Origin of the sequence: Owenweeksia hongkongensis DSM 17368 (assembly GCF_000236705.1) — a bacterium.
GTDB classification, from domain to species: Bacteria; Bacteroidota; Bacteroidia; order Flavobacteriales; family Schleiferiaceae; genus Owenweeksia; species Owenweeksia hongkongensis.
The window spans coordinates 1,408,195-1,435,007 of record NC_016599.1 but is presented as its reverse complement, the minus strand read 5'-3'; the positions used below and the strand labels follow the sequence as shown (position 1 = coordinate 1,435,007).

The window sequence follows — 26,813 nt, the reverse complement described above, 5'->3', positions numbered from 1 at the left end:
TATTTTACTATGAATGTGGTATTTAATAAATGGATAGAAATTGATGTTAATCATTCTTATTTTGGGGATGATGGATTTGGCTCGTTTGAAATTCACCAACTAGGGAATACTTATACCAAGATGAAAAACTATAAGTTGGTTGGTAGAAAATTGAAAAACACCTTTTGTATATACAATGAAGATGATGCATCACAAACTTATAGTGAAGGTGGGGCGAAAGGTATTGGGAGTTTAGCTTTTTCACTGAATATTTTAGATCGCGCATTTTTCAATTACACAGACGTGCCGTTCCCCAATGACTCTGAATTAATCTTATTTTATAATGAGGCTTCATCCATGCAAAACCAGGGAAACTCAATAGCACTGGTCAGTGCATTGATATCAAAGTATTCTCAGATTTTACCAGTAAAGCTTCCCTCAGGAGAGGTTACAGTTGAAATCAAACCTTTTGGTGAATTGCAAGGCAAAGTGATGAAAGTGCCAAAAGATGCTGACAGATATTTTGAGTTTCCATTACAAGGGTTTGAGTCAGGTGTTGCAGAGCTTTTAATAAATGGAAAGCAAATTGAATGTTTTTATATTTCAGATGAAAGAAATATAAATGGTATTAAAGTACTTATTCATTTAAATATTGAAAATGTTTGTAAAAAATTTTGTAAGTTTAATCTAAACTTCGATGTAAAAAAAATTCACCTAGAGTATAAAATAGTTAATAGAAAACTACAAAATATGGAAGTCATAGAAGCCAATATTATTGGTTCTAATGATGATAACTATATGGATGAAGGTTTGCAGGCAATACTTAATGATGTAAAAGCTCAAGTATTTGTCTCTAAAGTCCCTGTTGATTTAAGGTTGAAAATGGAACAAAAACCGAAGCTTAAACTCACGTATTTAAATGGTTTTTCCAAAAGTGTAAAGACAATGGAAATGACGCTGCCAGATCCGGATGTAGATAATATTGTGAAATACAAGAATGGACCAAAAAACTCATGGCTCGCTTCGACAATCGTTTATGTTTAATTTAAAACCAAATCAATATGCCAACAGCAATGAAAACCCCAGGGGTGTATATCCGAGAACAGGATGCCTTTGGAAATTCTGTGGTGCCCGTTCCAACAGCCATCCCGGCTTTTATAGGGTACACAGCGCAAACATCATTTAACGGAAAGAGCCTTATCGGCAAGGCCGTAAAAATCACTTCATTATCGGAGTATCTCGCCATTTTTGGAGATACAGCTCCACCTTTTAAATTTTCTGTAACAGCCGTAGCTGAGGATAAAACAGCTGGAGGTGATAAAGGTGCTGACCCCGCGCCAGCAGCTCCGCAGCCAGATATAATTTTAAATGATAATGATGGCTATAATGTAGCCATGGAAAGTGTAAACTTTAGGCTATATGCAGCTATGAAGTTTTTTTACCAAAATGGCGGTGCAGATTGCTACGTGATGACCATTGGCAGCTATATGGCAGATGAAGCGAGTTTGGTATCTGATGATTTTACCAAGGCCATTGAATACCTCAAAAAAGAGATGGAGCCAACCATGCTGGTGATACCTGATGCGGTGGGACTAGATGCAGGGGTGGAAACGGAAGATATAGGACAACGATTTGCAGGAGCGTATTCCTTGCAAGAAGCTATGATTACCCATTGTGGTGAAATGACAAATCGAGTGGCCATTCTTGATATTCCAGGCGGCTATTCGGAACCAGAAACTGATCCAATACAAAGTGTAGAAGCCTTTAGAGATAATGTGAGTGCCGGGATACCTAAGCACAATAGCTATGCTGCTGCCTATTACCCTTGGTTGCACACTACTGTGTATCAACCCACGGAGGTTTCTATAGATAATGTGGATGATGCATCAAAAAGTGTTATTCAAACTATTATTAACAAGGAGTTTGGTTTAGCTGATACAGCTACCAAAGCAGGGAAAGATGATCCCAAAGGGGAAGGAGGAAAGCCTAATCCCAAATCAAAAGCAGAGGATAAATTAAAGTCCATTATTTCAAACTTGGTGGCAACAGGTACTGGCGATGGCACTGCAACAGCAGAAACAGATGCCGCAGATACCACGGAAGCAGATAAAGTAGCTGCAGATCTTACTCTTAAGAACTTGAGTAAGTCCTATAAAATGATAATGGATCATATTCGTGAGAGCCTGAACCTAATACCGCCAAGTGCCGCTATTGCGGGAATTTACACAGCAGTGGATAATAATGAAGGGGTATGGGTGGCTCCGGCTAATGTAGGGGTGCAAGGAGTGATTGCTCCTTCCATAAATATTGACCACCATGGTCAGGAAGATTTGAACATGCCATTAGATGGAAAATCAGTCTGTGCTATCCGGGCATTTACCGGAAGGGGTGTGCTAGTGTGGGGTGCCCGCACGTTGGATGGAAACTCAAATGACTGGAGATACGTGAATGTGCGTAGAACTTTAATTTACCTAGAGCAGTCGGTAAAAGAGGCGGCTAAAGCTTATGTATTTGCACCAAATGATGGCAGTACCTGGGTGAATGTAAAGAGCATGATCAGCAATTTCCTCATTAATTTTTGGAAACAAGGCGGTCTTGTAGGGCCTACTCCGGCAGATGCATTTTCTGTAAATGTGGGACTGGGTAGTACCATGACAGGTGACGATGTATTGAATGGAATCATGAGAGTATCAGTAAAAGTGGCAGTTTCAAGGCCAGCTGAATTTATTGAAATCACTTTCCAACAGGAAATGCAAAAAGCATAATCAACCAAATTTTAATACTATAAAAAGAATATAATTATGGCAGATGACGGATCAGCACAAGGCGCCACATGGCCGCTTCCCAAGTTTTACTTTAAAGTGAGCTTAGGGTCGCAGGATAATACGGTTTCATTTCAAGAAGTATCTGGCTTGGATACTGAAGCCCAACCAATAGAGTACAGGCATGGTGATAGTACTGTGTTTAGTACCATAAAAATGCCAGGTATTGTAAAAAGCGGAAACGTAACCCTTAAGAAAGGGGTGTTTGTAAAAGACAACAATTTCTTTAAATGGTACGAGGGCATTAAAATGAATATCATAAAAAGGGAAACGGTGACCATACAGCTATTGGACGAAGGAGCAAACCCTACCATGACGTGGACACTTGCCAATGCTTGGCCTACCAAAATTACAGGTGCCGATATGAAATCGGATGCCAATGAGGTAGCGGTGGAAACACTGGAGCTTGCCCATGAAGGACTCACCATAGCAAATGGCTAAGCCCAAGGAATATTACCCTCCGGTATCTTTTTATTTTAAGCTAAGTTTTCAAGGAATCTCTGGTCAAGCAGAGGCTTCCTTTAAAGAGGTATCGGGCATTTCTATGGAAATGGGGGTAGAGGAAATTGCAGAAGGTGGCGTAAACGATTTTAAACATCGGGTGCCCACCACTGCAAAGTTCTCCAATTTGGTGCTTAAACGAGGTTTGGTGACTAAAAAGTCAGAGTTGTTTCAATGGTGCCAAGACTCCATTGGCGGTGGATTGGAGCAGCCCATAAAGCCTAAAATAATTATGGTAATGCTGCTTAGCGAGAAGCGGGCTCCGATTAAGTCATGGAGTTTTGCTAATGCTTGGCCTGTAAAATGGTCTATCTCTGAATTTGACTCTATGAAAAATGAGGTAGCCATTGAAAGCTTAGAGTTTGCCTATAACTACTTTACCGTACTATAGCTATGCCCATAGAAATAAGAGAACTACTGATAAAAGTTCGGGTAGATGATGTGACAGCACCCAAAGTGAATGCTTTAGATATTGAGAAAATCAAAAAAGAGATTTTGAGGGATTGTAATCGTGAAATAAAAAAGCAGCTCAACCACCGACTAGATCGATAAAATGCCAGGAAAAAAATTAACCATAAAAGCCTATAAAACCGAAAAATACTCTAGCGAAGTAGGAAGTTGTACCGTAAAAATAAACCCATCATCCTACAAAAGTAACTATGGCATAGAGTACAATAAAGAAGGGGGCACGGGAATGGCTGGTAAAACGCTGGACTTTAAAGGGATTGCTCCAGAGACTGTTTCTTTTGATATTCATTTTGACTCTACTGGAGTGATAAATGGCAGTAGTGAACCGATTACCGATCAACTGGATAAATTTAAAAAAGTATGCCTGTTATATAACGGTGCCATTCATCAACCTAATTTTTTGATAGTATCATGGAGCAGCCTGCAATTTAGGTGCAAGCTCACCTCTATGAGTGTTAATTATAATTTGTTTAAAAGTGATGGCACACCTCTACGGGCAGTGGCTTCAGTGCAATTTGAAGAAGCTTTGGACAGTGAGGAAATTGCCAGGTTACAAGGCAATCAATCGCCAGATCTTACCCACGCGGTGCTAATAAAAGCAGGTGACAAGCTTCCTCTTATTTGTAAAGAAATTTATGGTGATGCGAGCTATTATATGGAGGTGGCAAGCTTCAATAAGCTAGTAAACTTTAGGCACCTGGAACCGGGAACAATTATTCATATACCACCCATAAAATAAAACCAATGGCTAACTCACCTCTAGCTGATGATATCAGTCTTACCTCTTTTATAATTACTTCAGATGGCCAAGAAATACCTGATGCCTATCAGGTGAGCGAAATCAATATTCGCCAAAAGGTGAACAGAATTGCTGAAGCTGAAATAGAGCTTTTTGATGGAAATCCGGCTGAGCAAAATTTTGAAATAGCCGAATCTAAAACCTTTGTTCCTGGTGCTGAAATAGAAATAAAATTAGGCTATGACAGCAAAAATGATTCGGTATATAAAGGAGTGGTAGTAAAACAAACTTTGCGTGTAAGCAGCAGTGGATCGGTGCTGGTGGTGAGTTGTAGAGACAAAGCTCAAAAACTTACTCTTGTGAGGAAAAACATGGTATATGTTAAGCAAAAGGATAGCGATATAATTGCTAAAATAATTGGCGATGCCGGCCTGAGCAGCGATGTAGAATCTACCATGTTAGAGCAAAAGGAAGTGGTACAATACAACTGCACAGAATGGGATTTTATAGTATCGAGAGCTGAGGCCAATGGGCTTTTGGTAAACACAAATAACAATAAACTAGAAGTGAATTCTCCGGATCTAAGTGGATTACCAACTTTGTCCGTCACTTATGGATATGACATTATTGAGTTTGATGGCGAATTGGATGCAACGTTTCAATATTCGGACATAACTGCTGGCTCTTGGGATATGAGTACCCAAGCAATGGTAAGTGGCGACTCGAGTGAACCTGGTGTAAATGATCAGGGAAATCTAAGCGGAAAGAAAATGGCGGATGTATTATCCGTAGGGTCAGCAGGTTTGCTTACCGCTGCCGGAATTGCTCAAGATGGCTTGAAAGTGTGGTCTAATGCAGCATTGTTAAAATCGCGTTTGTCACGATTCAGAGGCACCTTACGTTTTCAGGGCTCACCAAAGGCCAAAGTCAATTCGCTTATAAAGCTCAATGGCCTAAGTGACCGTTTCAACGGAAATGCATTTGTAAGTGGAGTAAACCACCATGTACAGGATGGGCGGTGGCTTACAGAAGTTGAGATGGGGCTTGCGCCAAATTGGTTTTCAGAAACACATAATATTTCCGCACTTGGTGCAGCTGGACTTACGCCAGATGTGAAAGGATTGCAAACCGGTGTAGTAAAAAAGATTGATGAAGATCCGGATAATGAATTTCGGGTACAGGTAACCGTGCCAATTCTAGGAGGTGAAGCAGAAGCAGTTTGGGCCAGGCTTTCTAGCTTTTATGCGGGTAATACATTTGGAGCCCAGTTTATGCCCGAAATAGGAGACGAAGTAGTGCTTGGGTTTATGGCTCAGGATCCGAGTTATCCAATAATATTAGGGAGTCTTTTCAGTAGCAAAAATGTAGCGCCCAATACACCAGATGATAAAAATACCCTCAAAACTATTACCACAAAAAACCAGCTGAAATTCACTTTTGATGATGATAAAAAGGTTATCACCATTGAAACACCTGCCAAGAATAATGTGGTAATAAGTGATGATGCAAAGGAAATTACAATTACTGATCAAAGTGAGAACAGTATAAGCATGAGTGAAAGTGGCATTACCATAGAAAGCAAAAGCAGTCTTTCAATAAAAGCGGCAGAGGATATTACAATAAATGGCGCTACGATATCCGCAAAAGGTGACAGTTCTGTGGAGATAAAGTCAACCTCGGTAGAGGTAAAAGGTGACGTGGATGTAAAAGTGAGTGGAGAGGCACAGTGCGAAGTGAGTAGCAGTGGTCAAATGACGGTAAAAGGAGCAATGGTTTCAATAAATTGACATGGGAGAAAAAGATTCTTTTTTAGGAAAAGGGTGGGCATTTCCGCCAACATTTCATCTCAATAATCCTGATGGTGTATTGATGACAGAAGGTGTTCAGGATATTGAGCAATCATTAGAAATATTGCTCACCACGGCTATTGGCGAAAGGCTGATGATACCCGAATACGGTTGCGATGTGATGGCTTTTGTGTTTCGCGATGGTTCCAGTTCAAACCATCATTTTTTAAAACAAAGAATAAAGAGTGCCATTTTGCGATTTGAGCCGCGCATTGATGAGCTGGAAATAATGGTGGATTACACGGCTTATCTGGATGGAGTAGTTAGCGTGCATATTGATTATAGGGTCATTAGTACCAACTCCAGATTCAATCTGGTTTTTCCTTTTTACAAAGTAGAAGGAACAGATATTCCGCACCTTTTCAGGAGTGAATAGTGGGTAAATAAGCATTCTGCAATTATGGAAAATAGAATTGGCACAGTTAGAAAATACAGGGATGCCGCCAGTGCTGTACACAATCGGCTATTGGTGGACGACCGTTCTCTTTCTGACATCGTGGCCTATATCTGTAATTACTTGGAGTATGTGCAATACTATGATTTGGAAAATAAGCCAAAAGGTAGTTTTCAGCAATTTGTAGCCAACGATCCCCTTTTCTTTTTGGTAACTGTACTCAACGAACCCCTTGGTGATATTGCTTTGTGGATAAAGGAAACTGACGTAACAATAGATGCGCAGCGAAAGGAGATTAAAGAAAGGATGCAGAGGCTTGATGCAAAAATTGAGACTTGGATTGCGACCCTCAAAGCCCAAGGTTTTGACGAGGTATTTCAAAAGATTGGCTACGGTAAGGAAGATTTTTTGGATCCCATAAGAAGTTTAATAGATGGGATAGATGATGAGAAAATTGTAAAAACCGATCAGGTGTTGCATGTATGCAACGCTTATTATCAAGTAGTGCTAAATATACAGCAGCTTATAAAAGAGCAACTTAAAAAGGTGCTGCTTCATACCAATATTCATAGGCCACATGCCGCTATGTATATTGCTTTTGCCGTTCTACTAGAAAAATTACAAAATCAAATAAATGGCATAACTGAACGTCACCTAAAGTTTTATTATGATAAAGTACTAAAGCAAATAAACACATCCGGCAAGCCCGTAAGAACTTCGGTTTGTTTGGAAATGCTACCTACTGCCAAACCTTTTGTGTTGGAAGAGGGAACACTTTTTTCTGCGGGGAAAATTCTGGGTAGTCCAGCGGATGTTATTTTTAAAACCACCCATCAGGTAGAGTTGAATGACCTCAAGTTGGTGGAGCTTAAGAGTTTGCTTTTTGCTAAAAATCCGCACTTAAATTGTGGAACAAGTGAAGAATTAATCTCATCCGCGACCATTCAAAAAATGATGAGCGGAGGAAAACCTATTCATCCAGAAAGAAACTGGTACTCATTTGGGGCTAATAAAGAAACCTATCGAAGAGCCACAGTGAAAAATGAAGAGGTGGCTACACTGGGTTTTATCATTCATTCTCCTGTGCTTCACTTAGAGGAAGGCGATCGCAACATTTGTGTTACTTTTTATTTGCATGGTAATGGTCAAGATAAGGCAGCACAGCTACTTCAGGAGATTTCAAATAAAAAGGGAGAGTCGATAAGCTCAGTTTTTACCAATCTACTGGTCAATGGTTTTAAAATACAATACTCTAATGCTGAGGGCTGGATAGATATAGAAAACTATACAGCACGAAATCCAGAAATGAATGTGTTTTCTATTGGCATACGTCTCAATAAAATGAAACCTGCCCTACAAGCACAGAAGGGTAGTTTTGCACCAGCTCTTAGATTTGAGCTCAATGAGAATGCGCCTATCTTTTTGTATTCATTTTTACACCAAGTAGAACTGACAAAAATAAATGTAAAAGCGGAAGTATCAGGGCTAAAGAACTTAGCTATTTATAATAATATAGGCAAAATGACACCAGGGAAACCCTTTGACCTGTTTGGCCCGATAGCCGCAAAGGGGAGTTACCTTATGATAGGCAAACCTGAGCTCAGCATGAAAAATATACAAGAGCTTACAGTTCAATTAGATTGGGCAAATATTCCAAAGGAATATGGTGGATTAGAAACTTATTATGATGGTTATCCTGATGGAATCATGAATGATTCATTTCAAATAAATACAGAGGTTCTAAAAGATAAGAGTTGGATTCCTTTAAATTATAAGCAATCCCTTTTTGAAACCGAAAATGTGCGCACGCCTGAAGGTTATCCTTCGGTAAAGTTAAAGCCACAGTCCAAAATAAATTTTACTGGAGTACCTGAGTTTCGCTATCCTCAAACAGAGGAAAAGATGGGCGGTGAAATAAATTACACTATCAATAGTAAGGCGGGTTTTTATCGCTTTGAATTAACCCATCCTGAAAATGGCTTTGGCCATAATTCATACAACCGTATTGTGCTGGACAATGCAACTGAAAATGCGGGAAAAACCAATGCTTGGTACAGCGTAAATAAGCCTTTCATTCCTCAGGTGGCTAACGTAAGTGTGAGCTATACTAGCGAAGATGATATTGTTTTTGACACTAGCCTGTTTAACAAAAGAGGGCGAAACAATGCAGGGACTTTTATTCACATCACACCCTTTGGTACCCGTATGGTAGCAAAGGGAAAAGAAATTCGCAATCAACGGGTGCTGGCCAATTATAAGGCAGAAGGCTATCTTTTTATTGGGATTGCTGGAGTGAAACGACCACTTTCGGTTCCAATATATTTTTATCTGCTACATTCTATTTCCGCTTCGCTACTAAAAACCGAAGACCTGCAATGGGAGTACTTTTATAAAGATGAATGGATACCCTTTACCAGAGATGAAATACGGGTAGATGAAACCAAAGGCTTTCTAAGGTCTGGTATAGTGGAGCTAAAAATAAACCATGTAGAGCGCGATGCATCGGTGTATTGGATTAGGGCTAGTGTATTACATAATGTGGAGCATTATCCGATTGTAAAAGGAGTGTTTTTAAACTCGGTGATGCTGGAGGAGGTAAGCCAAGATCCAAGGTTGATGGGTAAAGAGGTACCTGCCGGAAGCATTGTAAAAGTACTGGGAAACTATCCACAGATAAAAAAAGTAAAACAGCCAGCCAGCACTTTTGGAGGTGGAGAAGTGAGTAGCGAAGACGAGTTTTATTCTCGCGTAAGCGAAAGGATACGCACTAAAAACAGGGTGGTGTCGGTGAAAGATTTTGAAGATATAGCTCTCAATAATTTTGATGAGGTTATAGCCGTGCGGTGTGTACGACCTATTGCGATAGGTAAGAAAAAGGGTGGTGAGGTAATAATGGTGGTCATTAGGAAAGGATGGAACCTTGAGGAAAGAATGTACTTTACGGTCGGTATGCTTCGCTACATGGAGAATTTTTTGAATTCGCATGCAAGCCCTTTGCTCAAGGTAAAGGTGGTAAACCCCAAAGTGGAAAGATTACTAGTAAACTGTATTGTTGATTTTGAGCCAAACGGAAAGGCAGGTTATAATTACAGACGATTCAATAAAGCCATTTCTGATTACCTGTTTTCCTTCTCAGATATAGAGCATGGTGTGGGGGGAATTGGTGGAAAAATCGACCCGCTGATATTGGGCTCCTATCTCTCAAAACTTGATTATGTAGAGTATATCAAGGAGCTGTCTATAGAGCGAATTGCGGTAGATGATGAAGGAAAGTTTACGGTAGTGGTAGCTAAAGATAAGCCCATAGGAACCTCGGTGCCTTGGGCCATATTGCTTCCGGTAAAATACCACCGTATAGTAATTGAAACCACAGATAAAGCCCGAACAGACAGGAAAATAGATGTAGGATTGAGTGAACTGTGGGTAGGGCAAGATATGGTGCTGGGTGCGATTACTGAGCAACAATCCGAGGAGGAGACCAGTCAGGAAAAGGAAGATGAACACTCAAACACCAGTAGTGGCAACACGGTAATAGTAATAAAAGATATATGAGGTATGAGCGGTAAACTTTTAAATAGAGAGAGCCTGAAAGGTTTTTTTAAAAATGGCAGCCAACCCAACGAAGATAACTTTTCGAGCATGATAGACTCTATGCTCAACAAGGTGGATGATCGTATTGCAAAAAATGTAACGGATGGTCTTATACTTTGCCCGGATGGTATTGAATCTAATAGGGTAATTAGCTTTTACAAAGAAATAACGGATGATGGTCCGGTTTGGAGTTTTGAGTTGCTCAAAGATACGGGCGATATTTGCATTTCAGAAGTTACAGAGGGTAAGCCGGGGCAGGCTAGGCTTATAATAAAGAAAGGAGGAAACGTAGGGATAAATACCTCTGCACCACGCACCAACCTTGAGGTAGATGGAGTGCTTGGTAGTACCTCTAAAATAGGTACTCATAAAATAGCGACTGTACCTGCCGATGGTAATTGGCATGATATAATAACTGACCTTAACGGATATTCGGCCTTTGAAATAGTAGCCCAAGTGGGCAAGGCAAAATCAGGAAAGCACTCCTTACTCCATGCACATGCCATTAGCACTTTTGGTAGATCCAGGAGTAAAATAAAATGTACCCAAGCGTATTATGGCTGGTGGTGGAATAAAATAGCACTAAGATGGAGAGGTAGCACATTTGACTACAAGCTTCAGATGAAAACACGCTCTGACTACGGTTCTGATCAAAAAATAAGATTTCATATTGGTAAATTATGGGATGACGATATCATGACAATTTTTGACAAAATGTGAGTATCGATGGAACAGCACCAAGCCAAAGGATATATTACCAAAAAGAGCAAAAACTCTGGTCTCTTTCAAGATTTCTTTAAGGAAGGAATTGATCTATTGCAAGGCCTGTCAGGTGCAAATTGGACAGATTATAATGAACATGACCCAGGGGTAACCATTCTAGAGAACCTCGCTTATGCACTCACTGAACTTTATTACAAAACTTCGCTACCAATAGAGCAGATTTTGGCCGATGCCAAGGGAGGGGATTTGGTATCTGGGGACAGTGGTTTTTTTGCACCTAGAGACATTTTTACCACGGCACCCATCACGGCAGAAGATTATGCAAAAGTGATAATTGACCAGATAGATAAGGTGAAGAATGCGTGGGTTGATGTTGTAGAAATTTCTGTGGCGATGGAAATGGAAAATGGCACAATAACAACGGAAAAGGTGCTATATGATATTAAAATTGAAAAGTATAGAGGCATTGATGATACTTCGATAAAAGAGGAGGTAAAGCGCGTATTTCATGCTTGTCGCAATTTGGGTGAGGATCTACTTAGCGTTTCTCTTTTGAATGAGGTTGAGCTTGAACTTCATTTGGAGGTCACTCTTTCATCTAATTCAATAGCCGAAAAAGTGTTGGCCGAAATTTATTATCGTGTAAATGATTATCTATCAGGCGCCCCCCGATTTTACTCTAAAGGGGAAATGGAGCTCGAAGACTTATCGGTTGAAAAAATATATGATGGCCCTGATATGGGTGGTCGGTTTATAAAGGAAGGAGATTTATGTCCCCGGATTACCAAAGTGGAGTTTGAAGAAATGAAGCGCATTATTACCAATATTGATGAGGTGATTAGCGTGGATCTCTTTGATGTACATATACATGGGGAGGAAATCTTAACGGAAGGTTACTATCAGCTTGAGGAGAATGAAATAGCCAAAATAGAGATTCCAAAAACTGATGAACTGGTAGGCTATACGATGGAAAAGATAAGGTATAAGCCTAATATTAAAGAATTAATGCGCTATTGGTATAATCTGCGAGCCGAAAATTATTCGAACGTAAGAAAAATGGAAGCAAAAAACGAGAAGGAAGTAATTGCTCCACATGTACCGCTGCACATTGGCAAATACTATAGTATAAGGGAACAATTTCCTTTGAATTACGGAATTGGAACCTATGGCGTTTCTCAAGATGCTACTCCAAAAAGAAAAGCTCAGGCCATGCAGCTCAAAGCATTTTTATTACCCTTTGAGCAGCTCATGGTCAATTACCTGGAGCAGCTGGAAGGTGTTTACTCGCTTTTTGATCCACAGAGTACAAAAGATAGCTCGTACAATTATGGAGAAGTAAGGTACAGTTATGAGGAAATGGGACAGGCTGGAAAAAACAGTCATTCAAAAAAAATAAACGAAGAACTCGATGCCCTTTTGTGTAAAGACAAAGGAGAAACATCTTGGGAAGATGTGTTGCAGAAGCTCAATGCTAAGGTAGACGTAAATGCTATGGGGCGCTTGCACAAAGCAATGGATAATATGCTTTCCAGATATGCGGAGCATTTTCCAAATGACATTTTGAGAAAGCTTAATATGGAGGTTTTTGGAAGTGATTCCAGTACAACTTTTGAGCGCAAGCTGTTGTCTTATAAAAGGAAGTTTATAAGCAGTTATGCAGAGTTGGGCGCTCACAGGCTTCAATCTTTTGATTATACTCAAAAGGACAATATTCTTTCACATTCAACCTTGGTGCAAAAAATGGCTCTATTGCTAGCAGTGCAGCAAAATAGTGAAAACGGAGTGCAGCCACTTAGGGAGGTCGTTGCTCAATCAGGACTCAGGGTAGTAAACCTGGGTGAATCTAAATCTGACGAAGAAAATGATTATGAAATAGGTTTTGCGGAAAAGAGGTTAGAAGGTTTATTTGGCGTGTTGGAGGACGAAGGAGAACAGCCTTTTGTGCTTACCGGTAAGTCGAAAAATGTACTTGATGAGGTGCTCAGATTCGGAGTGCAATCTGGTAACTTTACTTTGAAGAGCTCTAGTTCGGGTAAGGATAGACAGTACTTTGTAGACTTTAGAAATAAGGAAATAGTATACACATCTAAGTCTAAGAAGAAAGCTGCTGAAGGTATGAATAGGCTTATTGGCAGGTTACAGAGCTTTAATGAAAACAGTGAACGAATTTATTTAGTAGAGCACAAGCTTTTGTACCCTGATTATAATCAAAGTGTATTCAGCTTTACGCTGGATATAGAACTGAGGGATGGTGGCGTGCTTACGCTTTATGATGCACAGAAACTATCATTTGAACAAAGAAATACTGAGGTTAAGCACCTGTTAAGCGACCTACGGACCTTGGCAAATGAAGAAGAAAAAGAGTCGGGAAGAAGCGAGCACGAGAGCAAGTTTATTGTAGAACAAGGTTTAGGAAAACTGGTGGTGCAGTGGAGCGGAGGCGCAAGTGGAGAACTGGATTTAGAAGGAAAGTCATTGAACCAGAGCCATCCCCACTTGGATAGCATGGCCTTATTTAAAGTCTTACTTTCAACAGCTGACATCAAAGTACACAATAAAGTGTTTTACGGTGGTGCCTGCGTAGACGAAGATGAGCTGAATGGGCAAATGACCTTTGTTTTGCCTGCATGGCCGGTACGGTTTCAACATAAAATTTTTCGTGATCTTTTTGAGCAATTAGTGTTTGAACATGCTCCAGCCTATATGCTTACTCATATAAAGTGGTTGGGTATATATGAAATGTTGGAATTTGAAAACCGACATACAGCTTGGCGAAAGGCTCTTTCTCAGCGATCAGACAGTAAGTATTTTGCAGGACATGCTTATGCAATGTATCAAGCTTTAATGGATGATTGATGGAAGACGCAAGCCGCCAGCATATTATTGGGTCTCAAAACTATTCCATAAGTATTGATGACGAAAAAGATGCCCATAACATTCAATCTTCGGTAAGCATATTACAGGACACGGCTATTAGAAGTATAATTGAGCGGATGCTTGATAAATATGATGACCCGGATGTGGTCAATCAATTTGCGCAGGTGGAGCTAAATCTTGGCAGTATACCCAAAAGCAACTTTGAAGATGAGCTTGTAAAAAGAATAGAGGAGCAACTTTTGTTGTTTTTTGCAAATAGAACGGATGACCGTGGGCGATTGCGAGGAGGTACTCGAAAAACATTACAGCATAGTTTGCTAAATAAGCTTGAATATTTTTTAGTAAATGGACATCACCGTTGGGATGGTGTGAAAAATTTAAGTCCGCAGCAAATATTGCAACAACTGACTGCCCGTAAGTCCAAGGCTTTGACTGAGCTTTTAAAGCAAATTGGAAAAAAAGAACAGGTAAGAAAACGCTTGGTTTATCAGTTTCACGATGAAGCACTTGAGGCTTTGGTTCATTTGGTGAAACCGCAGGAAGCCGATGTGATTGTTGGCGCTGCACGGAATGTTATTAAAGCTCCAGCTGATAGGACTTTACCAAGGCTGGTACGCGGTAATTTGCGAAATGCGGTTTGGGAGGTAATCATGGCTTATCTTTTTGTGTCTGGCAAAAGCTTTACCGATAAAAGGAGCTTTCTGAAATACCTTATAGCAAATGTGGCCATCCGCTTCAAAATTACGTATGACTCTTTGCTTGGCGCAATCACCAAAAGTTTGGAGTACGACAAAAGTGCTATGACCACAGAGTTTAAGTCGATTTTGCGGGCGCTGGAGGACGATCATAAAAAGTCAGAATCAATAAGTGTTGGACAAACTCCAGAGGCTACCAATATTGATAAGAAACAGTTTCTGCAAGCTTTGGAGATATTCATGCATACCGGTGTGTTAAAGTTTCCGGCTATATATACGTTTTCCCGGGAAGGTATCCGGGAAGAGTTGAAGCGGTTGTTGCGAGCTGACGATTCTTATGTGTTAAACCGCGTGGAGGGCTGGCTTTTTGAGCCTTCAATCAAAGCAAGACTTCCGGAACTTATAGACTTTCGAATGCTGGTGTTGTTTTTTAAAAAAAGGAAAAACGCATCGTTTAGTTGGGCACTTAAATTTTTGGAGCATATAGAGGATTTGAAAGATCGGCAAACTCATTCAGTAGCCGATTTAGTGGAGAAAAATAAGGTAGAAATCTTATTGTCTGTAGTACGAAAAGGAAGTGTTTCCAAAGGTGAAGTTTATCATGATGTATTGATTTATTTACAAAGAGAATTGGTTGGGAGTAAGGCTCTATTCAAGGATTGGATGGACGCTTTTGAAGAAGAGTACTCTAATCAAAAGAACTGGAGCGAAATACACTCGTCTGTAAAACGATTCAGAACTCACCTTGAGAAAAACCAAGTTGCTACATTTTATTGGGAGCGCAAATTTGCTGCATCTATTGCTCAAGAAATTTTGACGGCTTCTGAAAGTGGAAGAATTGAAAGTAGAGAACTCTTGTTTATACAATCACTCCAAAGGCTAGAAGCAAAAACTGATTTTAGTCGCGTTGAGCTTTTACAAGTTCTAATTGAAAATAGGGACTTAAAAAAATCAAAGTTTTTTAGGGATTTATTGTCGGCTTTAGAAACTGAAAGGAAGCAAGAGGCGTACTTCCGATCTATTATTGAAAAGGAACTAGTTCCTTATTTGAATAAAAATGAAAAGGAGCTGTGGGGTTTTTGGGTTGCTCAATATTTACCCGAGTGGATTACTCGATCAGGGTTGACCAAGATAGATTTTATAAGACGATTAAAACGTAGAGCCATAGTTTCTACAAAATATCCTGAGTTGATGCGGGTATTGGAAAATATTGCTGGTGCATCAAGCGAGGAGATTTCCATAGATGACATAGTGTGGGAAGATCAAAAGATGAGTACTTACCTTTTGAAGAGCATCCTTGCTGATTTTAGTAAGATAAAAAAGGCATCTAGAAGCGAAACGGTAAAAGCGCAGGCTCTATATCTTTTTGAAATTAGTGAAGCCTTACGCATCAGTTTTGAGGAAGTATTATCTATTCTCGTGAAGTTCACTTTTAGCCAAAGTGAATATTTTGAAACTTTTAAAGTGTTGGCGCTAATGCGCGATAGTCAAGAGTTTGAAACCTTTCAGCGGTTGATTTTAAAAAGAAAAACCATTGCTTATAAGCAAGAGCTTGTTTTGCAAATACTGCGCACAGGAGAGGCACCTTGGTGGGTAAAAAGTTATTCAATACAGGAATTCAACGTTGATTTTAGAAAACTGATTGATGCCAAAGAAACAAGGGATAAAATACTTAGAACGCTAAGCAATAATGATAAAACCAAAGTTGGAATTAAATACTTGGATAGTAATAGTATAGTCTGGCTGATCCACGAATCATTAAGTGCAAATAAGGTTGAAAATGGGAGTTTAGCCGCAGAAGCTTCGAAGCTTGCGGATGATTTACGAAACTTGGGTTTTCTGCAGAGTGCATCCGTCCAGCAATTGAAAAATGAGTTAAAGAAAGGAGTTGGGAAATCTGGTAAAAAATGGTTTGCCAAAGTTCTAAGGACATGGTTGCATAACTTATCCAGTGCGGCAAGTATTAAGTTTCTGGAATTATTTGCTGAGAAAATAAATGGATCAGCTGTGGCCAAGTTTGATGATGAAATCAAAGATTTATTTCAACACTATAATATAGAACAGACGGACGTAGATCTGGATGTAAGGTTGGAAGGAAAAGGCCAGAATGAAAGCTTGGCTTTAGAGGCTTTACAGCTTGCTGACGATCTGCAAAACTTGGGGTTCCTTCCCAAGGTATCCTTTCAACAATTGAAAGGCGAGCTTGCGAAAGGTGTATGGAAGTCTGGGAAAGTATGGTTTATGGAAACCTTGAAAACTTGGTTGCAAACTTTGCCCACTGAAGTAAAGGGGCAATTTCTTTCATTCTTTAAAAAGAGGATTACAGCACTAGCAGTGATAAATTGGAATGACGAAATCAAGGCTTTATTTCAAGCCAATGAGGAAGAGAAAAGCATTGAGAACCTTGATACAGCTGAGGAGACAAAACTTCAGAATATTATTTATCGCGAGCCATTTGACATGACTGAAATGGAAGTTGTTCTTGGTGTAGGCTTAGGTATTTCTCAGCAAATTCTTTTAAAGGAAACTTTTGAGGTATTAAAGTCTGTCTCAAGTTTTTTAACCCAACAAGAAAAAAAGTTTTTAGAATCTGGTTGGGTGAATTTTTTAATTGTAGCGAGAGAAAGTGGAAAGCTCAAAGTTTGGGAAACAGACAAGTGGTCAGCAGTTTTCTATGAATATCTTTTGCAAAAGCTAGGTAAAGGGAAAGCGATAAATGTATTGTATCTATCTAATGAGAAAACTGGAATAAGAAAGGGCCCTACAAATACTGTATGGTCTGGTATAGATAAATATTTGGAGACTGAATCATTTAAACAACCCTTGTCTAAGACGGACGAAATACCATCTGAAATTACAGAAAAGGAGGAACTGGATCAGGATTATAAAAAACTGGGTGAAGAGAAACCTAAAATTATGGAAGAAGCGATTTATATGAGAAATGCGGGGTTGGTGATTTTGACCCCATACTTAAAAACACTTTTTGAAAGATGTGAACTCACGGAGGGCGGCAAGTTTATTAATGAAGAGTCTATTTTTAGAGCTGCCCACATTTTGCAATATGCGGCTATTGGAGAAATAGACCATGGCGAGGAGGATATGATAATGGCAAAAGTACTTTGTGGCTTGGGTTTACAATCGCCTATTGATAGAATGTTAACTTTAAAGGAAGACGAAAAGGAAATCGTAAATGGAATGTTGGCGGCTGTAACTCAACAATGGAAAGCTTTAAACAACACGTCTGTTGAGGGGCTTCAATATTCTTTTTTGCAAAGAGAAGCTAAGCTGATGGAGGAGGAAGAGCAATATTATATGAGGGTGGAGCAAAAATCGTTTGATATGCTGCTCGATCAATTGCCCTGGAGTATAGGGCGGGTAAAAATGAGTTGGATGCAAAAAACATTGGTAACCGAATGGAGGTAGATATCAGCAGAGCGGCAAAATTTTTACAGCAGGAAATTAACTGGCTGGAGCAAGTAGTGGACACACGGCTTAGCTTGTACTTTAATGATGAAGCTAAAGGAAAGGATGTTCAAAAACATAAATTGCCAGCTTGCAAGGGTAACTCACCTTATGAAAATCTGGTGAAGGAATATAAGTTAAGTTTTGACGAACGTCTCGTGTTGATACTTTCACTCGCGAGGCATATTAGGCCACAGAGCCTGGATATTTTCCTAATAAAAAATAAAACTATTGATAGCGATTACGTGGAGTTTGGAGGTGGCAAAGACACCAATGAAAAAGGTTTTCTTCCAACCTTAGAAACGGCTTGTTTTATATTAAATGGTTCTGATATTTTAGGGAGGCTAAAGTTTTTGGAGCATTTTGATCAAACACATATTTTTTTCAAAAAGGGCATTTTGAATGTAGATCATGAGCAGGCATTAGACTTGCAACAAAAACTCTCCATCACACAAGAGTATTTGGGATTACTATGTCAAGGGAAAAAGTATTTACCACATTTTAGTTCAAAGTTTCCTGCTAAAGAAATAAGCACCCCACTTGACTGGGAAGACCTTATAGTAAATGAAAGTGTAGAGGAAAGTTTGGAAGAATTGAAAGACTGGTTGCTGCACAGTGATACCATTTTACGAAAGTGGAAACTTGACAATCATTTTAAACCTGGCTATAGGGCGCTTTTTTACGGTGCTCCAGGAACAGGGAAAACTTTGGCTGCAACTCTGCTAGGCAAAGCTACTTCAAGGCCTGTTTTTAGAGTAGATCTTTCTTTGGTGGTTTCAAAATATATTGGCGAGACAGAGAAAAACCTGAGTCGGTTATTTGATGAGGCAGAAAATAAGGATTGGATTTTATTCTTTGATGAAGCTGATGCCCTTTTCGGAAAACGAACTGCCACCAAAGATTCGCATGATAGATACGCTAATCAAGAAGTATCCTACCTATTGCAACGAATAGAGGATTTTCCGGGGCTAGTAATATTGGCTACCAATATGCACTCTAATGTAGATGAGGCTTTTGCCCGTAGGTTTCAAAGTATGATTCATTTTTCAAAACCTGATAAAAAGGAAAGGCTACGACTTTGGGAGGGTTTGTTAAGTTCTTCTTTTAAGCTAGAGCCAAAAGTGAACCTGGAGCAAGTTGCTGAAGATTTCACTTTGACTGGTGGGGAAATGGTAAACGCCTTTAGATATTGTGCTTTGCAGGCTGCCAAGAGAGGAGAAAGGATAATCGAGTATCAAGATTTAATTCAAGGAATACGCAGAGAATATTCAAAATCAAACAAAACACTATAAATATGCCACAGCAAGTATGTATGGGAGCTATGATGACCTGCTCATTTGGGGTTGCTCCATCTTCATTAGTAGTGTTGCCCGTAAACCGTGTAACAACCAACTATATGCCTGATGCTAACATTATGGACAATAAACCATTGGTAAATATTTTGCCTTTTGGGATGTGCTCCTCACCTGCAAACCCGGCCGTGGCTGCGGCCACCGCTGCAGCACTAGGTGTGCTTACGCCAATGCCTTGCACCCCTGCTACAGTGGCTCCATGGGCGCCTGGCTCACCAACTGTTATGATTGCTAATATGCCAGCTTTAAATAATACGTGTACACTGAATTGTATGTGGGGAGGGGTTATTACGTTTACGCAGGCTGGGCAAGTGACGGTGGAGGTGGGATAAACGATGTTTATAATTTTAATGGGTCTATCTTTTACTCATGAATCATTTAAATTTCAAAGCTAGTATGATGATTAAAATAAGGTAACACCACTATTTTCAATGATTCCTTTTGTTTGAGAATTCACCTTTTCAATACTATCTCCAGTTGGTATTGTTATGATTGGAGAGTTACTACCTGAATACATTTTTGCGGGTTCTGAAACTGAGCCTTTTACTAGATCTCCTGAGGAAGAAAGAGACCATTGATCTTTATTAAAATCCTCCCAGGATTCGACTTCGTACTCACAAGTTATGGTTATTATGGGAGGTGCTCCAATAACTTGAATCTTCCATTCGGAGGTTATAGTGAAGCCAAGGCTGGGATCCTCAAAATCATAATTTTCCGTAAATACATTGGCAATCCCTTGTAAATAATTTTTCCTTAAATTATTGGTTGTTTTTGAAGCATAGTCATCGGTTGGATCAGTCATAACACTATGTACTTTTTGTCCAATCTGCTTTGCGGGCTTACTCAAATTTGAAACCAAAGCATTTTTAATAAGGTTGTGAAGTTTGTTAAGACGACTCCCCTCATCTTTTTGAAACCTAGAAGCTGTAGGGATAGCCCGTGGTCCTCTTAGCCTATCCTCAAGAGCCTCATCTGAAATGGCATAATGTCTGCCTAAACCATGGGCTCCATCACCTCCTAAATCTTCATCTCGATCTCTCGCAAAACTAGCTTCCATTTTTTCATGTAGTGATTTTAAAGATTTAATCTTTAAAGTGGTGCCTCTAATAGCCTCGTGAATTGCCGGTTCTTGATAGGTAAATCCTGATTTGATTAAATTTTTGAAAAGTTGTTTAATTATGCTTTTTACATTCTCTTTTTCATCATTGTATGGTTTTAAGTATTTAGTTAGTTTCTTCGAAGGGTTAATTTTTCGTTGTACGTATGTGCTGGAATTTTTATCCATTTGAAATCTAATTGTTTGTCTCTCCTGATTACTATTTATAATCCCTTTCAGCTTCATTTGGGCAAGAGTTTCAGGTCGTTTACCAACAAATTGCAAAGCTTTTTCCCCCATAACATCAGCCTCCTTCTCCAACCCTGCATCATCATTCATATTCACACCACTCTTCATTTGCAAAGTTGGTTTTACCCTTCTTTGTTTCTGCTGCACCACGTGCCAGGCTTCATGCGGTAAGTGTTTTTCTTGTCCTGTTGCTAAATGGATATTCGTGCCTTGAGCATATGCATGAGCTTGCAAAGCAGCCGGCTTAGCTGAGTTGTAATGCACTTTCACATCATCCATGGAGTGGCCAGAGAGGTTTTCAATTCCAGCTTTTAGGTTGTCAGGCAATCCCGTTTTGTTTGGTTTTTTCTGGACTGGATGTTCCTGTTTTGAAGAATGGCTTTCAGCAAGGTTTTGCAGCTGGGTTATTCGTTGGGTTTGTGGGCGATGATCAGTTAAGTGAGAGTTTGTTTTAGAATTGCTTTGCTTTGGAGTGGGGGTAGCCTGTGTGTTATGGCTTTTAGTTTGGCTGGTTTGACCTGCGTAGATATGCATAGCGCTTGGGTTTTGGTTAAGAGGTGGTTAACTCTTTAAAGTTAATCTTTTTTACATAAGTAGGAGCCATCAGAGATAACCAAAGACCAAGACGGCATCATGGGGGTTTGAAAATGGAAAAATCCATTTGAACTAGAAGAATGAAGACTTTGATGATTTGGCTGAAAACAAAAAATACCCACCTTTTTCAAGATGGGGGGCAATTTTGTGTAGATCATAAACCTGAGGAAACAGTGGATGAGTGGCATGGAAATGCTTAGTATTTATCATCTATTAGGACTGGAGTAATATATCTTGCTTTTTGCTACATTCAAGATTGAAATATGGATAAGGAACAAAGATTCAGATAAATCATAGATATGAAAATAGTAAAGGTTAAACCTTTAGAAATCATAAGGGTGGCTGAAGGAGCACATGATTCGCTTGACATGAATTCACAGTCTGAAAAGGATCCCGAAAAGCTTATGAAACATGCTATAAACAACATAAAAAGGACGGGGAATAGTAGTTATTTAGCAATTATACCTGAGACTAATGAGGCTTTTACCTTTATTCCTGTAGTGGAGGATAATCGTTTTTATGTAACGAAGTTTCCGAATCCGGTTCAGTTATACTTTTCTCTTGCCTTTGCTAATTATCAGTTCTCGGTAAAAGCGCGAAATAATATAGTATCCCAGAAGGAGGAGGGTGTGTATTTACACTTCGTAAATGAGTATTTGTATAACTGGAATCTTCAGTATAGGATTAGTACGATCATATTTCTTCATTCAACTGTAGAAGCCTTTGTTAATTATCAAATGCCAGATGAGTATGTGTACAAACAGGTGGTTGAAGGAAAGGAGAAGGGACAATTTATAAAGGTCGTTAAGGAATATAGCAAAGAGCAAACAGAGAGGTACATTGATTTTAAAGAAAAGGTTAGTAAGGTGATACCTGAGGTCAGTCAGGTAGATTTTTATAAAGATCACAAACCTATTTATGACAGAATTATGAACCTTAATAAACTTCGTAATGATATCATTCACCTCAGATCCGCAAAGTCAGGTAATCAGAGTCAGTTTAATAAGGCGTTTAGTAATGTGATGAATGCGAATTTGGAAGATTATGTGGAAGCGGTAAAAAGCTTTATTAATATAATTGAGCCTGATTTTATAGAATTCGATGAGGTTTCAGGTGATAATAAACGTACTCTAACTATAAAGCTTCCGCATTACAAGTCATGTGGATTAAGCATTGATATGTTCATAAAGATGTTAGAGACTCCTGCAGAAAAGGTGATTTATAATTTGCCTAAAAGTGAGGACAAGGATTTTTACAGTTTTAAGACTTGGTTCTTGCAGAGTCTTAATTCAATGGCGAAGTCTCAATTAATATACCTCCCAGATATAAAGGATATGGGGGAGGAAATACATGTGGAGGTGGTTAAGACTGAGAAAGGAATGAGAGTAAGTCAGCCGGTTTAGATTTTTGCAGTTTGCCACTTTTGTGACACTACTAATAACCGAAACGAAAAGTAGAATAAAAAAATCCCCACCTTTTTCAAGATGGGGATTTGCAATTTTTGTGACCTCGGAAGGATTCAAACCTTCAACCTCCTGAGCCGTAATCAGGTGCGCTATTCAGTTGCGCCACGAGGCCTGTTTGTTTTTGCGGGTGCAAATATAATCACATATTTTAAACGGTCAAGAAATTTCTGCACTTAATCCTCTTTCGAGCAAATTTGTGCATTTTGGCTCCAGCTCTTTATAGGTTCCAGTCTTTACTCCGCACTTGCCTTTATAGTGTACTATGATGCTACATTGTTCCGCCTGCTCTGGCGAATGCTCGCATACATCCATCAAACTTTCTATTACCCAATCAAAGGTGTTTACTTCATCATTGTAAAGTACAATTTCATGAAGCCCCTCCATTTTTATGGATTCTTTAGGCTTTACGAGAGTTTCTGTCTTCTCAAATCTCATCTTTCGTTATTGTTTTTTCTGAGTTTGATTCTGCTTTCCTCACCATTTAGTAAGCGCTCAATATTTTTTTGGTGAGTAACCAAAACTAAAAATACTAGTGCAAAACTGAAGAGCACCAAAACGGATGAATTTTCGTGGTAGCGGAATATAAGCCAAATAGGAAATGACAAGGCTGCAAGAATGGAGCTTAAAGACACTATTCTAAATGAAATGAAGAAAAGCATAAAGGTAGCCATGGCCATAAGTGCCGCACCGGCATGAACCGCTATTATCATTCCTAATAATGTTGCAATTCCTTTTCCTCCTTTAAAATTGGCAAACACAGGAATGATGTGACCGATTACAGCACAAACTCCTAGCAGTACCATGGTTTCAACATCTCCAGCTGTACGCGGAAAAAGGAAAACTAACTTTACGGCAGCAAAGCCTTTTAGTGCATCAATCAGCAAAACTGCGATTCCGGGTTTTACACCTAATACGCGCATTGTGTTTGTGGCACCGGCATTTCCGCTGCCATATTCTCTTACATCTGTATTAAAAAACCATTTACCTATCCATACCGAAGATGGGATGGAGCCAAGTAAATAGGCAAGAATAACTAACAGTAACTTCATTTGGCAAATATAAGACTTAACATTAGTTTGATAATATAGGCTTAACAATAGCCCTGCCGGAGTGTTTATTTTCTTTCTGAATTTTGTACTACCACCACACTACAAATGCGCGCTGATAGCTACGATCAGCTTGCTTTATCCATATCAGTGGAGATTTTTTCCTGGCATGCATTTCATCAATGAAAAGTATAGCCTGATTTGCATTCAACCATTCGATGTCATCGTGTGGCGCAAGTAGCCAATTATCTTTTGGAGGAAGGTGAAACAGGTAGTCTTTAAAAGCAGCACTCCTTAATTCATCCGGCTTTAGCCAAAATCCTTTTACGGCATCAGGGTTTACATTTTCCGGAATATCCGTTTTGCCATAGGGCAAATAAAGGTTGGCAGGCAAGTGTACTTGCTGAATGATGTCTTTAGAATTGTATCCGCCTATTATTGAATCAAGCAGTTTTTTGCATTCGGGATGATGGAGAAGCGGGAGCTGTTTACCTTTTAGCTTCTCAATTTTTCTATCCAGAAAATCATTTTGATTTGGGCCCACCCAAGGGCTGAATTCGTTCTCTACTTTCCTGTTTGGATCGAATAAGTAAAACTTACACGCCAATTCTACATGGATGATTTGGCCGTTTTCTTTGTCTTTTACCAAAAAGTCTAATTCCCCAAGAGTGATTTTATCCGAAATGATCTGAAGGTTTTCTGCCAGTATTTCATAGTCCTTGGATTGAGAAATGGCCTGGCTAAAAAAGCTTTCCATTTTTCTTCCGAAAACAACATTTTCAGGGATGGTAATTTCTTGGTCTTCCAAAACACATTCCCGCCAAGGGAAAGGAAACAAAGAAAAAGGTGCTGAAGCTGGAAGCCACAATGAAGGGCAATTGACAAAAGCCTGATATTGTTTGAGAGTTGCGATTTCGGACATTTATTAGCTTTAGCTAAAGCTGAATTTCCACATTTTGGCCATCTAGTTTATCAAGATGCTTTGCGTGGTCAAAGGTTTCTTTATCAAAAGTGGTGTGGTAAGATTTCCTTTGCTCATTGCGAATGGTGCTCTCCAAAAACCTGCGAACATCCGTGTTGGTTTTCATGATTAAGCCCGGCACATCTTTGGAAACAGAACCGTCTTTAGATTTTGCAACCATGGTAAAAAAAGAAGAGTTACAATGTTTTACTTCTCCCGTTTGTATGTTTTCAGAATCTACGCGAATGCCTACCACCATTGAGCTGCGGCCAACATAATTTATAGAAGCTTTCATAGTTACTAATTCTCCAATTTCTATGGGATTTAGAAAATCAACTGAGCCAATAGAAGCGGTTACACAATAATGCCCCGAGTGTTTAGAAGCACATGCAAAGGCAATTTGATCCATCAGGTTGAGAATATAGCCTCCATGTATTTTCCCACCAAAATTGGAGTGGGAGGGGAGCATAAGCTCAGAAAATGTTACGTGTGATTCGGAGTTGTGTTTATAGCGTTTCATGAATAAGGAATCTTGCTTTTATCAAAATGAAAACGATAAAAGTAAGGGTAATTACCGAGGCTGTGCAAGAATCAGTTCAAGACATATTTTACGCCAAGGGTGATAAGAAAGGCTTGATTTTGTATAGAAAGGCCACCGTTTTGAGGCGAAGGTTTCGTGTTATATAAATAGGTGAAATCAGGCTGATGCTGAGCCTCCAATGTAATTATGACATCTGAGAAAGTGTAGTCTAAACCGATACCGTAGCTGGCGCCAAAAGTCACAGGAGGTACATCATCCAGTTCAATTCCGAACTCGTCATTTGTTGAGAATCCGACATAAAAGTCTGTTCGCGGTCCAGCAAATAAATAAGGCTCAATATGTTTTGCAGGCAGCCTAAATTTGGCCACAGGTTGAAAACTGATAAAATCATATCTGTTGTCAATTGTTTTCATTTCCCCGGTGCCGTCAGGGTTAGATTCCGAAGTAAGTTCAACGTCAAACTGCATTCCTTTTTGAATATATCCTAAATCTGCTATTAGGCTGAAGTATTTTGCCTTTAGTATTTCAGTAGTAATGCCAATGTACAACCCTGTACGAAATTCACTTTCGAGTCCCTTAAAATTCGATTTATAGTTCCAATCTTGATTAGCAACGGAGACACCGGATTTTACGCCAACAGTATTGAAGATTTGAGCTTGACTATAAATTGTGGTAAAAACTAGGAGGGAGGCAATGATGAGTCTTTTTTTCATAGTTGAGAGTAATTAGCTAAAGTTATTCTAAGGTAAAGTTATAGAATAACATTTCTCCGATTTATGGAAGACCTAATTTTAACACTTTACCTATCCCTGTAAGCCATGCTTTGTCTATAGCTTTTGGCAAGTTCTTCTTTTTCCTTTTCTGTAAGGGCTTTTCCAGCCAATTGAAACACCTCTTGCTCTTCTTCATCCAGGTGATGATTTACTTTTTCTTCAAGCTTTTTGGCAACAGCCACCCAGTGTGGAGAGCTCATATCTGTTTTCTCTAGCTCCTCAATAAGCTCATCCATTTCATGATGCTCGGCAATACTGTGGCGGGCTTTTTCTTGAGTGAGCTCTTCCTTCATTAAAGGAACATAAAAGTAGCGCTCCTCAGCAGTAGCATGAATTTGCAGCTCATGCTTCAGCTTTTCAAAAATCTCTTGGCGGCCTTCACTATCGCCATGAGTTTTCGCTAGAATTTTTACAAGAGTTCTTTGCTTTTGGTGATCGGCTCTCAATTCTTCAAAAATGTTCATTGGATTATATGTTGGTTTGTGATATAACCGAATTTCAGGAGGAATTGTTTGTGGTGTGGCAGGAAGAGGTTAGGTGCTGCTACATTCGACCTCCCTGAGGTCGTGTTCATAGTGGTGCTTGTATTTTCTATTGATATGTGACCTCTCTGAGGTCATCTGCCTATTGAGATTTT

General features: G+C 39.4%; 22 protein-coding genes and 1 tRNA gene. 15 read left to right on the top strand and 8 right to left on the bottom strand.

Annotated features, from left to right (window positions below; all coding sequences use genetic code 11):
• Nucleotides 1-9: 9 nt before the first annotated feature.
• The 14 genes from OWEHO_RS06530 to OWEHO_RS06470 are packed head-to-tail and all read left to right on the top strand — an operon-like array spanning nucleotide 10 to nucleotide 19,782.
• Nucleotides 10-1,023 (top strand): hypothetical protein, encoded by a 1,014-nt coding sequence (locus OWEHO_RS06530; RefSeq protein WP_014201680.1) that lies wholly within the window; start codon nucleotides 10-12, stop codon nucleotides 1,021-1,023.
• 17 nt (nucleotides 1,024-1,040) lie between these two features.
• Entirely contained in the window at nucleotides 1,041-2,744 is a 1,704-nt protein-coding gene (locus OWEHO_RS06525; protein ID WP_014201679.1) for a phage tail sheath family protein, read from the top strand.
• A gap of 36 nt (nucleotides 2,745-2,780) precedes the next feature.
• Complete coding sequence (locus OWEHO_RS06520) at nucleotides 2,781-3,242, top strand: phage tail protein (RefSeq protein ID WP_014201678.1); 462 nt, start codon at nucleotides 2,781-2,783, stop codon at nucleotides 3,240-3,242.
• A complete protein-coding gene (locus tag OWEHO_RS06515) occupies nucleotides 3,235-3,693 on the top strand; it encodes a phage tail protein (RefSeq protein ID WP_014201677.1) in 459 nt (152 codons plus the stop codon). The genes OWEHO_RS06520 and OWEHO_RS06515 overlap by 8 nt, the downstream gene beginning before the upstream one ends.
• Nucleotides 3,694-3,695: 2 nt before the next feature.
• Complete coding sequence (locus OWEHO_RS18475) at nucleotides 3,696-3,854, top strand: DUF5908 family protein (protein ID WP_014201676.1); 159 nt, start codon at nucleotides 3,696-3,698, stop codon at nucleotides 3,852-3,854.
• A gap of 1 nt (nucleotide 3,855) precedes the next feature.
• The gene (locus OWEHO_RS06510; RefSeq protein WP_014201675.1) at nucleotides 3,856-4,509 is read left to right on the top strand and encodes a CIS tube protein; all 654 of its coding nucleotides are present in this window, start codon (nucleotides 3,856-3,858) and stop codon (nucleotides 4,507-4,509) included.
• 5 nt (nucleotides 4,510-4,514) lie between these two features.
• Nucleotides 4,515-6,296: a type VI secretion system tip protein VgrG gene (gene vgrG / locus OWEHO_RS06505; RefSeq protein WP_014201674.1), complete on the top strand. Its 1,782-nt coding sequence runs from the start codon at nucleotides 4,515-4,517 to the stop codon at nucleotides 6,294-6,296.
• Nucleotide 6,297: 1 nt separating this feature from the next.
• Nucleotides 6,298-6,732, top strand: a complete 435-nt coding sequence (locus OWEHO_RS06500; RefSeq protein WP_014201673.1) for a GPW/gp25 family protein — start codon at nucleotides 6,298-6,300, stop codon at nucleotides 6,730-6,732.
• 24 nt (nucleotides 6,733-6,756) lie between these two features.
• Nucleotides 6,757-10,302 (top strand): baseplate J/gp47 family protein, encoded by a 3,546-nt coding sequence (locus OWEHO_RS06495; protein WP_014201672.1) that lies wholly within the window; start codon nucleotides 6,757-6,759, stop codon nucleotides 10,300-10,302.
• A gap of 3 nt (nucleotides 10,303-10,305) precedes the next feature.
• Nucleotides 10,306-11,061: a hypothetical protein gene (locus OWEHO_RS06490; protein WP_014201671.1), complete on the top strand. Its 756-nt coding sequence runs from the start codon at nucleotides 10,306-10,308 to the stop codon at nucleotides 11,059-11,061.
• A 6-nt stretch (nucleotides 11,062-11,067) separates the two neighbouring features.
• On the top strand, nucleotides 11,068-13,920 hold the full coding sequence (locus tag OWEHO_RS06485) for a hypothetical protein (protein WP_014201670.1): 2,853 nt from the start codon (nucleotides 11,068-11,070) through the stop codon (nucleotides 13,918-13,920).
• Nucleotides 13,920-18,059: a contractile injection system tape measure protein gene (locus OWEHO_RS06480; RefSeq protein WP_014201669.1), complete on the top strand. Its 4,140-nt coding sequence runs from the start codon at nucleotides 13,920-13,922 to the stop codon at nucleotides 18,057-18,059. The genes OWEHO_RS06485 and OWEHO_RS06480 overlap by 1 nt, the downstream gene beginning before the upstream one ends.
• A complete protein-coding gene (locus tag OWEHO_RS06475) occupies nucleotides 18,050-19,390 on the top strand; it encodes an ATP-binding protein (RefSeq protein WP_014201668.1) in 1,341 nt (446 codons plus the stop codon). Before OWEHO_RS06480 ends, OWEHO_RS06475 begins: the two co-directional genes overlap by 10 nt.
• 2 nt (nucleotides 19,391-19,392) lie before the next feature.
• Complete coding sequence (locus OWEHO_RS06470) at nucleotides 19,393-19,782, top strand: DUF4280 domain-containing protein (protein WP_014201667.1); 390 nt, start codon at nucleotides 19,393-19,395, stop codon at nucleotides 19,780-19,782.
• A gap of 71 nt (nucleotides 19,783-19,853) precedes the next feature.
• On the opposite strand, the gene OWEHO_RS18200 is transcribed toward OWEHO_RS06470, so the two are convergent.
• A complete protein-coding gene (locus OWEHO_RS18200; RefSeq protein ID WP_014201666.1) occupies nucleotides 19,854-21,329 on the bottom strand; it encodes an eCIS core domain-containing protein in 1,476 nt (491 codons plus the stop codon).
• 359 nt (nucleotides 21,330-21,688) lie between these two features.
• On the opposite strand from OWEHO_RS18200, the gene OWEHO_RS06460 reads away from it, so the two are divergent.
• Nucleotides 21,689-22,792: a hypothetical protein gene (locus OWEHO_RS06460; protein ID WP_014201665.1), complete on the top strand. Its 1,104-nt coding sequence runs from the start codon at nucleotides 21,689-21,691 to the stop codon at nucleotides 22,790-22,792.
• 101 nt (nucleotides 22,793-22,893) lie between these two features.
• Here OWEHO_RS06460 and OWEHO_RS06455 read toward each other — a convergent pair.
• The 7 genes from OWEHO_RS06455 to OWEHO_RS06425 form a co-directional block, all read right to left on the bottom strand.
• Nucleotides 22,894-22,967: transfer RNA gene (locus tag OWEHO_RS06455), tRNA-Arg, on the bottom strand.
• A 44-nt stretch (nucleotides 22,968-23,011) separates the two neighbouring features.
• Complete coding sequence (locus OWEHO_RS06450) at nucleotides 23,012-23,239, bottom strand: ATP-dependent Clp protease adaptor ClpS (RefSeq protein WP_223252726.1); 228 nt, start codon at nucleotides 23,237-23,239, stop codon at nucleotides 23,012-23,014.
• A gap of 47 nt (nucleotides 23,240-23,286) precedes the next feature.
• Nucleotides 23,287-23,904, bottom strand: a complete 618-nt coding sequence (plsY, locus tag OWEHO_RS06445; protein ID WP_014201663.1) for a glycerol-3-phosphate 1-O-acyltransferase PlsY — start codon at nucleotides 23,902-23,904, stop codon at nucleotides 23,287-23,289.
• Between the two features lie 88 nt (nucleotides 23,905-23,992).
• On the bottom strand, nucleotides 23,993-24,823 hold the full coding sequence (locus tag OWEHO_RS06440; RefSeq protein ID WP_014201662.1) for a DUF1853 family protein: 831 nt from the start codon (nucleotides 24,821-24,823) through the stop codon (nucleotides 23,993-23,995).
• Between the two features lie 13 nt (nucleotides 24,824-24,836).
• Nucleotides 24,837-25,382: an acyl-CoA thioesterase gene (locus tag OWEHO_RS06435; RefSeq protein WP_014201661.1), complete on the bottom strand. Its 546-nt coding sequence runs from the start codon at nucleotides 25,380-25,382 to the stop codon at nucleotides 24,837-24,839.
• A gap of 71 nt (nucleotides 25,383-25,453) precedes the next feature.
• Nucleotides 25,454-26,116, bottom strand: coding sequence for an outer membrane beta-barrel protein (locus OWEHO_RS06430; protein ID WP_014201660.1), 663 nt, complete (start codon nucleotides 26,114-26,116; stop codon nucleotides 25,454-25,456).
• An 86-nt stretch (nucleotides 26,117-26,202) separates the two neighbouring features.
• Entirely contained in the window at nucleotides 26,203-26,640 is a 438-nt protein-coding gene (locus OWEHO_RS06425) for a hemerythrin domain-containing protein (protein WP_014201659.1), read from the bottom strand.
• Nucleotides 26,641-26,813 lie beyond the last annotated feature (173 nt).

Coding starts and splice junctions, on each gene's coding strand:
- OWEHO_RS06530 (WP_014201680.1), top strand. CDS start 10: ATGAATGTGGTATTTAATAAATGGATAGAAATTGATGTTAATCATTCT.
- OWEHO_RS06525 (WP_014201679.1), top strand. CDS start 1,041: ATGCCAACAGCAATGAAAACCCCAGGGGTGTATATCCGAGAACAGGAT.
- OWEHO_RS06520 (WP_014201678.1), top strand. CDS start 2,781: ATGGCAGATGACGGATCAGCACAAGGCGCCACATGGCCGCTTCCCAAG.
- OWEHO_RS06515 (WP_014201677.1), top strand. CDS start 3,235: ATGGCTAAGCCCAAGGAATATTACCCTCCGGTATCTTTTTATTTTAAG.
- OWEHO_RS18475 (WP_014201676.1), top strand. CDS start 3,696: ATGCCCATAGAAATAAGAGAACTACTGATAAAAGTTCGGGTAGATGAT.
- OWEHO_RS06510 (WP_014201675.1), top strand. CDS start 3,856: ATGCCAGGAAAAAAATTAACCATAAAAGCCTATAAAACCGAAAAATAC.
- vgrG (WP_014201674.1), top strand. CDS start 4,515: ATGGCTAACTCACCTCTAGCTGATGATATCAGTCTTACCTCTTTTATA.
- OWEHO_RS06500 (WP_014201673.1), top strand. CDS start 6,298: ATGGGAGAAAAAGATTCTTTTTTAGGAAAAGGGTGGGCATTTCCGCCA.
- OWEHO_RS06495 (WP_014201672.1), top strand. CDS start 6,757: ATGGAAAATAGAATTGGCACAGTTAGAAAATACAGGGATGCCGCCAGT.
- OWEHO_RS06490 (WP_014201671.1), top strand. CDS start 10,306: ATGAGCGGTAAACTTTTAAATAGAGAGAGCCTGAAAGGTTTTTTTAAA.
- OWEHO_RS06485 (WP_014201670.1), top strand. CDS start 11,068: ATGGAACAGCACCAAGCCAAAGGATATATTACCAAAAAGAGCAAAAAC.
- OWEHO_RS06480 (WP_014201669.1), top strand. CDS start 13,920: ATGGAAGACGCAAGCCGCCAGCATATTATTGGGTCTCAAAACTATTCC.
- OWEHO_RS06475 (WP_014201668.1), top strand. CDS start 18,050: ATGGAGGTAGATATCAGCAGAGCGGCAAAATTTTTACAGCAGGAAATT.
- OWEHO_RS06470 (WP_014201667.1), top strand. CDS start 19,393: ATGCCACAGCAAGTATGTATGGGAGCTATGATGACCTGCTCATTTGGG.
- OWEHO_RS18200 (WP_014201666.1), bottom strand. CDS start 21,329: ATGCATATCTACGCAGGTCAAACCAGCCAAACTAAAAGCCATAACACA.
- OWEHO_RS06460 (WP_014201665.1), top strand. CDS start 21,689: ATGAAAATAGTAAAGGTTAAACCTTTAGAAATCATAAGGGTGGCTGAA.
- OWEHO_RS06450 (WP_223252726.1), bottom strand. CDS start 23,239: ATGGAGGGGCTTCATGAAATTGTACTTTACAATGATGAAGTAAACACC.
- plsY (WP_014201663.1), bottom strand. CDS start 23,904: ATGAAGTTACTGTTAGTTATTCTTGCCTATTTACTTGGCTCCATCCCA.
- OWEHO_RS06440 (WP_014201662.1), bottom strand. CDS start 24,823: ATGTCCGAAATCGCAACTCTCAAACAATATCAGGCTTTTGTCAATTGC.
- OWEHO_RS06435 (WP_014201661.1), bottom strand. CDS start 25,382: ATGAAACGCTATAAACACAACTCCGAATCACACGTAACATTTTCTGAG.
- OWEHO_RS06430 (WP_014201660.1), bottom strand. CDS start 26,116: ATGAAAAAAAGACTCATCATTGCCTCCCTCCTAGTTTTTACCACAATT.
- OWEHO_RS06425 (WP_014201659.1), bottom strand. CDS start 26,640: ATGAACATTTTTGAAGAATTGAGAGCCGATCACCAAAAGCAAAGAACT.